This is a genomic window from Lentibacillus sp. L22, assembly GCF_040812445.1.
Classification (GTDB): Bacteria; Bacillota; Bacilli; order Bacillales; family Amphibacillaceae; genus Lentibacillus_C; species Lentibacillus_C daqui.
On record NZ_JBFNXI010000067.1, the window covers coordinates 1 to 12028 of the forward strand.

Consider the following 12028-nt stretch of genomic DNA (forward strand, 5'->3'; position numbering starts at 1 on the left):
GATCTCTAGTTTAAGCAAACCATTTCTGGAAAGGTTCCATCTTATTTTACGAAAATAACCCAGGGCTAAGCTTCATTTATCTTTTTGGTTAGAAGTATGAATAATTCAGGATAATGTTTTCTCCCTAATACGGATTATTTTCTTTCACAACGTCTTTTCTTCTCTGATCATTACTGATACTAACGAAATTCATATCTGATATACAAGGGAGGAAACTTTTTGTAACAATGGGATGTTCATAATATTGATTGCACCTTTTCCCCACGGGATTTACAATGCTTTATATTTCTACTAATTATTTGTTAACAACAGTATCTACTCTCGAGAGCAAAGCATAATCGCCATCTTTTCTCATTCCATAAAACATTTTTTATATTTATAATACGCTTTAACATACCAATTTTTAAAGTGTTAAAGAGATATGGTAGGTAATCTAAAAATCAACACCTGTCAAGCATCACAACAACAGCGGTTTGCCATACAATATTTTAGAACGTAATACTAAAGGATTTGATTAACTATGCTGTTTTATACAGGGCTATTCTTCTTGGTTATGGCCGTCAGTTTGGATGGTTTTGGTGTTGGCATCGCTTATGGCATGCGCCGCATACGAATTCCGGTTACCGCTTTATTGATTATTATGCTTTGCTCAGGAATTATTGTACTGACTGCGATGACAATCGGGAGTGTATTAACGACTTTTATCTCGGAGAAAGCGGCCAAAATCATTGGCGGGGTAATATTGGTTTTGATCGGATTGTTTTGTTTGTGGAATGTAACCAGATCAAAACCAGATGGTCAAATAGAAGTCAAGAAATCACAGTTCTCCCAGTTTAAATCCGTGCTGAAAGAACCACAACAGGCGGATTTGGATCAATCTGGAATAATTTCCAACAAGGAGGCCTTTTTGCTTGGTTTTGCTCTGGCTCTTGATGCCTTTGGCGCTGGCTTAAGTGCGGCAATGGTGGGCTATTCTCCAATATTAACGGCAAGTTTGATAGCATTTATGAGTGGGCTATTGGTATTTTGCGGAACTCATGTCGGTATGTTCCTCTCCAACAACCGATGGATCAAAAAGTTAATACTGCTTCCACCTTTTTTGCTTATTTCACTCGGAATTTACAACATGTTGTGAGAAATCCACGGTTTAAAACATGTATGGTTCTACCTGAAACTTACCGCCGGACAAGGATCAAACCTTGGCCGGCATTACAAATTTTATAAAATGGAAATGATCCAGCCAATCACCACAATTGCACCAATAATTATTAAAATGGTTCGAATCATATTTCTATCCTTTCTTCGGTGTATACAAATATCCACCCTTTGAAAAAAAGCAAACCATGAAACGCCATACAAAATGATGAACATTATATGTTGTTGATCATCGACAGCAAGCTTTATCGTTTATCGATCTCGGAAAAAGTTTTCTGCCTTCTCCAAATAATACTCTTGCTTTGATGTGAGATCATACTCCTCCTCAATTGCATCAACCGGGCAAACTGCCTTGCAAGCTGCGCAATCGATACAAACATCCGGGTCAATATAAAACTGATCCGGTCCTTCCTCTATACAATCAACAGGACAAACGCTCACACATTCCGCTGATTTTTCGTTTATACAAGGTTCCAATATTACAAATGCCACTATTTTTCCCTCCCTACCTTGGAAAATAAGTTTCCATAGTCAATTTAATACTATGTGATCGGCTTTTTTCAAGTGTTTCGCTTTGTCCTATTGTAAATTTGCCTAAATAACTATGAATTCACTTGTAAAGTTGACATGTGATCGATATCGAGTCGTTTACCATTTTGGTTGAAATTCCGCTATTGGATCGATAGTTTACACATCAAAGTATAAATGCTGATGCAGCGAACATCCGGGATTGAAGTTTGCACCGCATTCGGGGCAGATTGCACCACAATTTAAATAATCTTGAATGGAAAGTTTCGTACCACACGCACCGCACAGTATGGCTCGTTGATTAAATTCTGATTGTGGCCACACCTTTGTTTTCCCGCAACCTTTCTCCGCATGGCACTGATAGCAAGAAAAATACTCTCCGCAACAATAAAACTTAATGGCAATTCGATCATTTTCTCCATGATAGTGTTGACATCTCGTTTCCGAATCAATCGCTCCATGTACTTTACACACGTTCATCGCTCCTTTTTGTTTAATTATACCAGTCTTGGGGAAGATAACTCCAGGTGGGAAATTAAAAGAAGTGTTCAAAACAACCTCGGTTTTGTTGGTAATGCCAGAATAATTTTTCGTAACTCTTGACAATTGCAAGTAAATATGTGATGATTGTACATCTATGAAGTAACAATAAGTATTCTGGCATTCACGGAATGTTTTTGAAGATACTTATTCACACTGGCGCGACTACGGGGTCGCAAGGATGTCAGAGCAGGTAGGGCTGACATTGCTTAAGTTAGAAAACACCCAATGGACAAAACCCGCGGCATGAGTGAATTCTTGGTCAAACCTAAGATTTCTCACGACATTAATCAGGAATATAAAGCAGGACGTTGTTAAACTTTTGAACGTCCAGTAAAATCAAGAATTCCCACCCGAAACATTTCGGGCACTAAAAACGTAAATCTTATGTGTTACTTTAGCAATCAAAGGGGTACCTTAATCATGAGGTGCCCCTTTTCCAATACATGGATGATGTTCAAAAACTCCGGTAAAAAGGACACTTGATAGGGATCTTCACTAAAAGTCGGTCTTTTTTATCCTCCTTTTTGAACGCATATATATGAAAGTAGGGACTTACGATTATGAATACATTACCAATCGGCAAAGTTCAGCCGATGACTGTAGCACGAAAAATTGATACCGGTTATGTTTTAACAAAAGATAGAAATGAAGCACTTTTGCACCATAATGAAACAGAATATGAACTAGAACCCGAACATACAGTTGACGTCTTTTTATACCAGAATAAAAAGGGACAAACCATTGCTACTACCCGGTTGCCCTCCATTCAAATGGACGTCTATGATTGGGCGGAAGTGGTTGAAGTCATGCCCAGTTTAGGTGTGTTTGTCAATATCGGAATAGCCAAAGAGATACTCGTTTCAAAGGATGATTTGCCATTATTTGTAGACGTTTGGCCAGAGCCCGGTGACATGCTTTATGTTACCTTGGGAAAAGATCAAAAAGGCCGTTTACTGGCAATTCCGGCGACAGAGGCTATTTTATCCAAACAATGGGAATGGGCACCGGAAGAACTGCTGAACAAATCGATTAGTGGCAGAGTATATCGAACCAATAAAGAAGGGGCAGCGATCATTACAGAGGATGACTACCGTGGATTCATCCATCATACCGAACGAAAGCAAGAACCTCGGCTTGGCGAATGGGTGACAGGTCGCGTTATTGAAGTAAAAAATGACGGAACTTTAAACGTTTCGCTAAGACCACTTAAAGGGGAAAGTATGAGCGAAGATGCCGATCAAATTTTACAGCATTTACAGGAGCATAATGGTGTCATTCCGTTTAGCGACAAAAGCGATCCGGAAGATATTAGGGGAACCTTCCAAATTAGTAAAGCTGCATTTAAACGTGCTTTAGGTAAACTTATGAAAGAAGGAAAGGTTGAACAACGGGATGAGAATACATATTTGAAATAGAAACAGACAAGATCGCTTCACTGGATAGACCCTGATCCCCCTTGATTGGTTTTTCATCTCACTCGAGCGGAAGTTCCTTTCGTGAGCGACTATAGAGATTTTTCGAGCGAGTATGCGCTGCGCACTTCCCGAGCAGCTCACGGGCGTTTTCGAGCAGGTATGCAATATATGTTGACAAAAAGAGTACGTTTTCCGGAACGCACTCTTTTTTGCATCATTTACCATGGCTGAATTTTGCCTTTTTCATCCTTATAAACAATATGTTCTCGGGAAAATTTTCGTGGGGAATTAAGGCCAGCTGCTGCGGCAATCCGGAATAGCCCTCTTCGTAAGGTGATGACGTAATTTGCGGTCCGCCATTTCTTTTCATCAATGACAAGCGCCTTTTGCAGTTCCGGGTCTGTCGTGGCGACACCAACCGGGCAAACATTGGATTGACATTTCAAGGTTTGAATACATCCAACGGTAATCATAAAACCACGCGCTATATTAACCATATCTGCTCCCATTCCCAGAGCAATCGCTACCCGGTCTGGCGAAAATAATTTACCCGAGGCAATGATTTTCACCCGGTTGCGAACCCGATGTTTTTCCAATGCGTCATTTACAAGTGGAAGTGCAGCTTTAATTGGAAGTCCAACACTGTCAGCAAGTTCTTGATATGATGCCCCTGTACCGCCCTCTCCACCATCAACAGTAATAAAGTCAGGATTTTTTCCTAACTCTTTGATCTGTTTGGCTAATTCATCCGCTTCATCCGGGCTGCCGATTACGATTTTCATGCCAACAGGTTTCCCAGTATGTTCCCGAATCCGTTCGATAAACTCAAACAAAGAGGGAATATCACTGTATTCGGTAAACCGGTTTGGACTGTCCACAGATTTGTAAGGCTCGACACGACGGATCCGGGCAATCTCTTCAGTGACCTTTTCCCCGTCAATGTGCCCTCCGCGTGCTTTAGCACCTTGAGCAAGCTTTAATTCAAATGCTTTGATTTGTGGAATCTTGCTTTTTTCCAGTAACTCATTCCAGTCAAAGCTGCCATCCTTTTCCCTTACTCCAAACAAACCGGGTCCAATTTGCATTATAATATCGACGTCGCCCTTTAAGTGGTAATCGGATAGACCACCTTCTCCCGTATTCATCCAGGTACCCTTAGCAATCCCCAACCCTTCTGATAATGCTGTAATCGCCTTGGGACCAAGAGCGCCGTAACTCATTGCTGACATACCAATTTGACCTCTAACAACAAATGGATGACGGGTATTCTCCCCAATGACAATTGCGTCTTCTTCCGGAAGCAAGTATGCTAGTGATTCGTTATCCTCCAGTTTTTCTTTTCTTTCCGTAAATAGTGGATCTTTCAACAGCAAGTACCGTTGAGTAGTCACTTTTGTTTTCCGATCTATGTTTACTTCTTCTGTTAGTTTGGGAAACATCGAATTTCGCACAAAAAAACCGGCTGCATCAAAATCTCGCTGTGAACCAAAACCAACGACGTCCCGTTTATATTTAGCTGTTTTAACAATATGTTGATAATCCCGGCGTGAAAAAGGTTTTCCCTCGTTATCGTTATTAAAAAAATATTGACGTAGTTCCGGCCCAATCTTTTCAAAAAAGTATCGTGCCCGCCCAATAACAGGATAATTTCTTAACACCGGATGCTGCTTTTGGGTCCGGTCAACGAAGAACACATAGATCCAAATTATGCTCAACACCAATAACACGAGTACAACCGTAACAAACCCAATAATTGTCATGATATTGGCTATATTCATGCTAACTACCCGCCTTTACCATATACTTGTAGTACAATTAGGTTGCATCATTTTAGAGAATCAAATCCACACTTCTTCTTGAAAACTTGCCAGTATCAGCCATTTTATCAACTTATTCACCGAGCATCTCCTACACTACACGTCCAACCTGTCCATCCGCTAATCGTACCTTGATTCCATGAGGATGGTAAGCCGATTTTGTCAATATATCTTTAACGATACCATCGGTTGTCTTCCCGGTCCGCTGATCTTTTTTCAAAATAATAGAAACTGCTAATCCGGGATAAATGTTTTTACGATATCTCCCATCCATTGGCATGATTCTTCCTCCTACTTCTGAATTTCAAATAAATCATCCAGCTTTCCGCTCATAAAAGCATGGCAATCCTCTACAGCCATGTTGTAAAAAATAGGTGCAAGTTCATCCATGAAAAATTCCAGTAATAACATAGCAGCTAAATCGCCTATTTCTTCGTCACGCTCTTTGCTAAAATAGCCCTTTATTAAACCAGTTAGTTCCTCTTTTTGTTCCTTTGTCAATGTGAATTTCGATTTCATCGTAACGCGCACCCCTTTACAGATATTACTAACATTATATCAACCTTAACCAGAACTGCCTAATCTTTTTCCTGCGTTCCTCTTCTCCAAATTCAACGTTAAACCTTATGTAAACCCCCAATCCATGCCCAATCATTTGCAGAAGGTCATTTGAATCGTTGAAGTTATTAGCACCTGGCATAATAGCATCAAGAAAATGCCAAAAACTTTATAAAATCGACCGTAGATGACCTCTCTCGGTTGATGGGAAAGGAAATAATGGGAATCGGCCGGGAGATGACCTGTCTTGTTTGATAAAAAAGCAGAAGGTAATGATTTGCAAATGACGAATAGTTTAACATAAAAAATAACAGAGTGAGAATTTTTGTTCCCAATCTGTTATTCATATTGTCGAATTAGCTGAAACCTCAATAAGCTAACATATAACGAGTTTATTAAAGGCAATATGATATTTTCCGCCATTTTAGGATGTCAAAGATATGATGTGCTCCTCAAAAGGAATCTGTTAAAACCAATCAGGCAACTTTATTTTTAGAGATCCCACAATTCATTTTCTGAAGTGGAAATCGCTTTTGCCCCGGCAGCATAGGCGTTTTGCACTTCCTCACCCGTTCGAATCAGTCCGCCGGCAATGACCGGAGTACCAGTCCGCTCCGAAACCTCAGTAATTAAGTTTGGTACGATTCCTGGCATAATTTCAATATAGTGCGGCTGCACACGATTGATAATCTGGATGGTATTGTCCAGTGCATGGGAATCGACAGCGAACATTCGCTGAACTGCTAACAAATGATGTTGCTTTGCCAGGGAAATGACATTACCCCGAGTCGAGATAATGCCATCTGGTTTGATTTCCCGAAAAACAAACTCAATTCCGTAGTCATCGGTTTTTAATCCTTGAATAAGGTCAGCGTGAATCAATACCTTTTTCTTACTTCGCTTGGCATATCTAACAAGGTTTTTAATTTGTGAAAGTCTTGATTCCAAAAATATAATCCATTCGTGATCACTGGATAACAATTTCTCAAAATCCTTCATTTCTCTGACTGCTGGCAAGATTCCATTTAGTTCAACGATATTTGATCACCTCAAAGCGTAGTTCTTCATTACAGTTTAAAAGCAGTAAAAATGGCCTTAAAAATGGCGTTTCAGATTGTCGATAATCGCATCAACAGATTTTCCCTGTCCTGCTTCAACAGCAGCGACATAGGATCCTTCGACTAATGGTGCTTCAGCGAGTTTAATATTTTCCCTGTCAGTCATCTCTATGGCCATTTCCGCATTCATTTTGGCACTGCCAAGATCATACATGAGGATGACTCCATTCCCATCATCCGCCTGTTCAATGGCTTGCAGTATTTTATCGATGCTTGTACCTATCTCATTTTCGTCGGTTCCCCCAGCTGGCTGAATCGGAACCTCCTTGATCACTTGTCGAATAATTTCTTTCATACCTTCTGCAATCTTTTGGCTATGCGAGATTAACACCAGTCCTGTGTAAGCCATGGGGTCACGCTCCTTCATCAATTGTAAGGCTTAATGCTTCAAATAGATAGTAGGAAGAAACAGCTCCTGGATCAAGATGCCCAATCGATCGCTCCTTGAAATATGCAGCCCGACCTTTGGTTGCCATCGTTTCCTTCGTATGCTCCATTGCTGTTTTAGCTGTTTGAAGAATCGTGTCACCTGCAAACGTTGTGTTGTCCTGTAGTGTTTCGGAAACAGCAGCCCATACATCAACAAGCGTTTTTTCACCTATTTCCGCCTTGCCACGCTGTTTCAATCCATTTACTGCTTCATCGATTCCTTTTATGAATGTTTGATAATCGACATTCTTTCCTTTAAAAGCCATGGACAATTTTAAAAAAGCAGTTCCATATAACGGCCCGGAAGCACCACCAACTTTGGACATTAAAGTCATTGCTGTATCCTTCATAACATCAGCTACTGTATCGTAATCATTTGCATCAAGTTTGCTTATCACTTCCTTGAAACCACGGGCCATATTAATGCCGTGATCTCCGTCGCCGATTGCCTGATCCAGTTCGGTTAATTGTTCCTTATTGGCCTGAATTCGTTCATTGGCAAGCTTTAGCCATGTATGTGCATGTTCTACCTGAAAAACATCCATTTCTTTTCCTCCTTCAGTTACGAAATGCTGGTGCTTCAGATGGGGCGTCCAATAATGCTTTCAGCTGATTATCCAGTTTTAACAATGATACGGAACATCCCGCCATTTCCAATGAGGTCATAAATTCTCCCACAAATGTGCGATAGACCGTTATGCCTTTTTCTTGTAATATTTCCTGGACTCTCCCATTCACAATATATAATTCCATCTCCGGAGTAGAACCTAAACCATTGATCATCACTGCCACATCACTATCAGTAAAATCCATATCTGCTAAAATTTTTTCAACCAATTCGGTTGCGATCTCGTTAGCATTTGCCAATTTTTTTCGTTCTATTCCTGGTTCACCATGAATGCCAATCCCGATTTCCATCTCATCTTCGGCCAGCGTAAAGCTTGGGTTCCCTGCTGCTGGAACGGTACAAGGTGCAATTGCCATTCCGATCGAGCGAACGTAGTCAATCGTTTTTTCCGCGGCAGCCTTCACCTCAGCCAGCGACTTACCCTGTTCGGCAATCGCGCCAGCAATTTTATGGACAAAAATAGTTCCTGCGATTCCGCGTCGACCCGTTGTGAACGAACTGTCTTCAACTGCAACATCATCATTGACCACAACTTTATCAACCTGAATTCCCTCAGCTTCAGCCATCTCTTGGGCCATTTCAAAATTCATTACATCACCTGTGTAATTTTTAATAATCAACAGAACTCCGGCTCCGCTATCAACTGCCTTAATGGCTTCGAATACCTGATCAGGCGTTGGTGACGTGAATACTTCCCCAAACACGGCAGCGTCCAGCATACCCTTGCCGACATATCCAGCATGTGCAGGTTCATGTCCACTTCCTCCACCACTGACAAGACCAACTTTTCCCGTGATAGGTGCTTCTTTACGTGTCACGACTGTTGTTTCAGATAGTTGTTTCATGGTGTTTGCATGTGCCGAAACAAACCCCTTAAACATGTCAGTGACAACCTGTTCCGGATTATTTACGATTTTTTTCATCCCACTCATCACTCCCTATATGACTTGAAACCCACTTTCAGAATAACCTAAAAAAGCAGCTTTGCATAACTAAACGAGAGACCAACTGCTATAGTTGGTCTCGACATCATTATTTAAATTGTCGTGTTGCATGTACGGCCTTTTTCCAGCCTTGATAGTATTCATTACGTTTTTCCTCATCCATTTGATTCGTAAACGTTTTTTCATTTTGCCACTGCTTTGAAATCTCTTCTTTGTCTTTCCAATATCCAACCGCCAGTCCTGCCAAATAGGCGGCACCTAATGCGGTTGTCTCCTGAACAACCGGTCGTTCCACCGGTACACCTAACATATCACTCTGGAACTGCATGAGGAAATTATTTTTCACTGCACCGCCGTCCACACGCAGACCTTTTAAATCAGTTCCTGAATCAGCAATCATTGCATCCAGCACATCTTTAGTCTGATATGCCAATGATTCCAGTGTAGCCCGAATAAAATGGGATTTCGTCGTACCGCGAGTCAATCCGAAAACTGCCCCCCGTGCTTCACTATCCCAATAAGGGGTTCCCAATCCGACAAAAGCAGGTACCATATAAACGCCATCAGTCGAATCAACTTCTGTGGCAAACGCTTCACTTTGTGGTGCGTCTTCAATCAATTTTAAACCATCACGCAGCCACTGGATTGCAGAACCAGCAACGAAAATACTACCTTCCAATGCATATTCCACTTTTCCGTCAACACCCCATGCCAATGTAGTTAACAGTCCATTTTCTGATTTTACCCCTTTATCACCTGTGTTCATCAGCATGAAACAGCCTGTACCGTATGTGTTTTTGGCCATTCCCTCTTCAAAACAAGCCTGACCAAACAATGCTGCATGTTGATCTCCAGCAATTCCTGCGATTGGCACTTCATGACCGAAGAAATGATAGTCAACTGTGTGAGCATATATTTCAGATGATTGGCGAACTTCAGGCAACATACTCTTCGGAACGTTCAAAATATCCAAAAGTTCATCATCCCACTGCAAATCATAAATGTTAAACATCAGTGTTCTGGAGGCATTGGAATAATCAGTAATATGTGTTTTTCCACCGGATAATTTATAAACCAGCCAAGTATCCATCGTGCCAAATAATAATTCGCCATTATCCGCTTTTTCTCTTGCACCATCGATGTTATCAAGGATCCACTTTACTTTTGTTCCGGAAAAGTATGGATCTATCAGTAACCCTGTTTTATCGCGAATCACATCATTATAGCCAGCATCGCGTAATTCTTTGCATATACCCTCCGTTTGTCTTGACTGCCAGACAATCGCTTTATAAATTGGCTTACCGGTGTTTTTATCCCAAACAACTGCTGTTTCCCGCTGATTGGTAATCCCGATGCCAGCGATCTGACTTGGATCAACATCCGCCTTACGCAATACTTCAGCCATACACCCCAGTACAGAATTCCAAATCTCATTTGCATCGTGCTCAACCCAGCCAGGATGTTCAAAGAATTGTTCAAATTCATTCTGTGCTGTCTCCACAATTGCACCACTATGATCAAATAATATGGCTCGTGAACTTGTTGTTCCCTGATCCAACGCTAAAATATACTGTTCTTTACTCATCATAATTCCTCCTCGTTAATTTTTTATGTCTTCGCCTATTTTATTTTCGTTTCTTCCCTTATTCAGTTCATGTACCGCTGCTCCGATCAAAATGAACAATACAATGATACTTCCTATCCAAAATGATACCGAAAATTCCCCTGCAAACATAGCATTATAAAATAGTGCACCATAGACCCCGCCAATAATTGGTCCAACAACCGGGATCCAGGCATATCTCCAATCCGATCCACCTTTACCTGGTATCGGTAAAAAAGCATGGGCAATTCGTGGGCCAAGATCACGGGCCGGATTAATGGCATATCCGGTCGAACCACCCAGTGAAACACCAATTGCCAGGATCAACGCCCCAACAATCAGCGGGTTCAACCCTTCTGTAATTTCATTTGCACCAATAAACATTAAACCCAGCACTAAGACAAACGTGCCAATAACCTCACTTGCCAAATTGGAGAAAAAACTGCGAATAGCCGGACCAGTTGCAAACACACCCAATTTTGCGGCCTGATCTTTTGTTTCCTTCCAATGTGGTAAATAATTTAAAAAGACAATACAAGCACCGATGATTGCACCAATCATTTGTGCACTAATATACGTTAGAACCTTCGCCCATGGAAAATCGCCGGCTGCAGCGAATCCTAATGTCACCGCAGGGTTTAAGTGCGCTCCGGTAAAATTCCCAACAGCGTAAACCCCCATGGTAACACCGAGACCCCAGCCAACGGTCACAACAATCCAGTCAGCTCCTTCAGATTTGGAACTTTTTAACGTGACACCTCCAACGACACCTCCTCCTAAAATAATTAGGATCATCGTACCAATAAGCTCGGCTAAAAACTCGGACATATCTCCCACCCCTTTTTCAGTAAATTTCATTTTGCAACAAGAAATGAAATAAAAGAAAAAGACCCGCATTTCAATAGATATACCTTTCCCTACAAAAGATACCATTGAAATGCGGGTCTCCAAATCTCCGACACATCATTAACTTGTTAGGTTTAGTATACTCTTATACTGTAATCGCTGTCAATGAAAATTTTTTTATTCCGAAACTCCGCATTTCGTAATATAAGCCCCTTGATGAATTTAATTGTTATAAAAATTTATGTCCATTCCGTACTGTTCATTCCTACAAATAACATATTAACATCTTAAGTGCATGATGGGCTGGCATCGTCCGAGTCTAAATATATTTCCTTATATACATTCTTATTCCCTAATATCTACACATTAATCCTCAAAGAAAAACATACTAAGATTAGTGGGTAAGGTCATCGACGGGTGACTTTACCCACTATTTCTTTTTTT

General features: G+C 41.0%; 13 protein-coding genes. 2 read left to right on the plus strand and 11 right to left on the minus strand.

The features are described from left to right. Positions 1–520: 520 nt before the first annotated feature. Positions 521–1135, plus strand: a complete 615-nt coding sequence (ytaF, locus tag ABRT01_RS17325) for a sporulation membrane protein YtaF (protein WP_269411744.1) — start codon at positions 521–523, stop codon at positions 1133–1135. Positions 1136–1407: 272 nt separating this feature from the next. Here the strand turns inward: ytaF and ABRT01_RS17330 are convergent, their stop codons facing one another. Beyond that, positions 1408–1647 (minus strand): ferredoxin family protein, encoded by a 240-nt coding sequence (locus tag ABRT01_RS17330; protein ID WP_269411743.1) that lies wholly within the window; start codon positions 1645–1647, stop codon positions 1408–1410. 195 nt (positions 1648–1842) lie between these two features. After that, positions 1843–2163, minus strand: a complete 321-nt coding sequence (locus ABRT01_RS17335; protein WP_269412489.1) for a CHY zinc finger protein — start codon at positions 2161–2163, stop codon at positions 1843–1845. 623 nt (positions 2164–2786) lie between these two features. On the opposite strand from ABRT01_RS17335, the gene ABRT01_RS17340 reads away from it, so the two are divergent. Next, positions 2787–3641 carry a CvfB family protein gene (locus tag ABRT01_RS17340; RefSeq protein WP_269411742.1) on the plus strand — a complete coding sequence of 285 codons (855 nt, stop codon included), beginning with the start codon at positions 2787–2789 and terminating at the stop codon, positions 3639–3641. A gap of 218 nt (positions 3642–3859) precedes the next feature. Here the strand turns inward: ABRT01_RS17340 and ABRT01_RS17345 are convergent, their stop codons facing one another. The 9 genes from ABRT01_RS17345 to ABRT01_RS17385 all read right to left on the minus strand — a co-directional run bounded on the left by ABRT01_RS17345 (position 3860) and on the right by ABRT01_RS17385 (position 11566). Next, complete coding sequence (locus ABRT01_RS17345) at positions 3860–5419, minus strand: FMN-binding glutamate synthase family protein (RefSeq protein WP_269411741.1); 1560 nt, start codon at positions 5417–5419, stop codon at positions 3860–3862. A 130-nt stretch (positions 5420–5549) separates the two neighbouring features. Further along, positions 5550–5732: a YwbE family protein gene (locus ABRT01_RS17350; RefSeq protein ID WP_269412488.1), complete on the minus strand. Its 183-nt coding sequence runs from the start codon at positions 5730–5732 to the stop codon at positions 5550–5552. Positions 5733–5749: 17 nt separating this feature from the next. Next, positions 5750–5977, minus strand: coding sequence for a DUF2164 domain-containing protein (locus tag ABRT01_RS17355; protein WP_269411740.1), 228 nt, complete (start codon positions 5975–5977; stop codon positions 5750–5752). A gap of 531 nt (positions 5978–6508) precedes the next feature. Continuing rightward, complete coding sequence (locus tag ABRT01_RS17360; protein ID WP_269412487.1) at positions 6509–7054, minus strand: glycerol-3-phosphate responsive antiterminator; 546 nt, start codon at positions 7052–7054, stop codon at positions 6509–6511. A gap of 57 nt (positions 7055–7111) precedes the next feature. Next, positions 7112–7483, minus strand: a complete 372-nt coding sequence (gene dhaM, locus ABRT01_RS17365) for a dihydroxyacetone kinase phosphoryl donor subunit DhaM (RefSeq protein ID WP_269411739.1) — start codon at positions 7481–7483, stop codon at positions 7112–7114. A 4-nt stretch (positions 7484–7487) separates the two neighbouring features. Next, on the minus strand, positions 7488–8108 hold the full coding sequence (gene dhaL / locus ABRT01_RS17370) for a dihydroxyacetone kinase subunit DhaL (protein ID WP_269411738.1): 621 nt from the start codon (positions 8106–8108) through the stop codon (positions 7488–7490). 13 nt (positions 8109–8121) lie between these two features. Next, on the minus strand, positions 8122–9114 hold the full coding sequence (gene dhaK, locus ABRT01_RS17375) for a dihydroxyacetone kinase subunit DhaK (RefSeq protein ID WP_269411737.1): 993 nt from the start codon (positions 9112–9114) through the stop codon (positions 8122–8124). A 109-nt stretch (positions 9115–9223) separates the two neighbouring features. After that, positions 9224–10720 carry a glycerol kinase GlpK gene (gene glpK / locus ABRT01_RS17380; RefSeq protein ID WP_269411736.1) on the minus strand — a complete coding sequence of 499 codons (1497 nt, stop codon included), beginning with the start codon at positions 10718–10720 and terminating at the stop codon, positions 9224–9226. A gap of 15 nt (positions 10721–10735) precedes the next feature. Further along, positions 10736–11566: an MIP/aquaporin family protein gene (locus tag ABRT01_RS17385; protein WP_269412486.1), complete on the minus strand. Its 831-nt coding sequence runs from the start codon at positions 11564–11566 to the stop codon at positions 10736–10738. Positions 11567–12028 lie beyond the last annotated feature (462 nt).

Coding starts and splice junctions, on each gene's coding strand:
- ABRT01_RS17345 (WP_269411741.1), bottom strand. CDS start 5,419: ATGAATATAGCCAATATCATGACAATTATTGGGTTTGTTACGGTTGTA.
- ABRT01_RS17355 (WP_269411740.1), bottom strand. CDS start 5,977: ATGAAATCGAAATTCACATTGACAAAGGAACAAAAAGAGGAACTAACT.
- ABRT01_RS17335 (WP_269412489.1), bottom strand. CDS start 2,163: ATGAACGTGTGTAAAGTACATGGAGCGATTGATTCGGAAACGAGATGT.
- dhaM (WP_269411739.1), bottom strand. CDS start 7,483: ATGGCTTACACAGGACTGGTGTTAATCTCGCATAGCCAAAAGATTGCA.
- ABRT01_RS17340 (WP_269411742.1), top strand. CDS start 2,787: ATGAATACATTACCAATCGGCAAAGTTCAGCCGATGACTGTAGCACGA.
- dhaK (WP_269411737.1), bottom strand. CDS start 9,114: ATGAAAAAAATCGTAAATAATCCGGAACAGGTTGTCACTGACATGTTT.
- ABRT01_RS17350 (WP_269412488.1), bottom strand. CDS start 5,732: ATGGATGGGAGATATCGTAAAAACATTTATCCCGGATTAGCAGTTTCT.
- ytaF (WP_269411744.1), top strand. CDS start 521: ATGCTGTTTTATACAGGGCTATTCTTCTTGGTTATGGCCGTCAGTTTG.
- dhaL (WP_269411738.1), bottom strand. CDS start 8,108: ATGGATGTTTTTCAGGTAGAACATGCACATACATGGCTAAAGCTTGCC.
- glpK (WP_269411736.1), bottom strand. CDS start 10,720: ATGAGTAAAGAACAGTATATTTTAGCGTTGGATCAGGGAACAACAAGT.
- ABRT01_RS17385 (WP_269412486.1), bottom strand. CDS start 11,566: ATGTCCGAGTTTTTAGCCGAGCTTATTGGTACGATGATCCTAATTATT.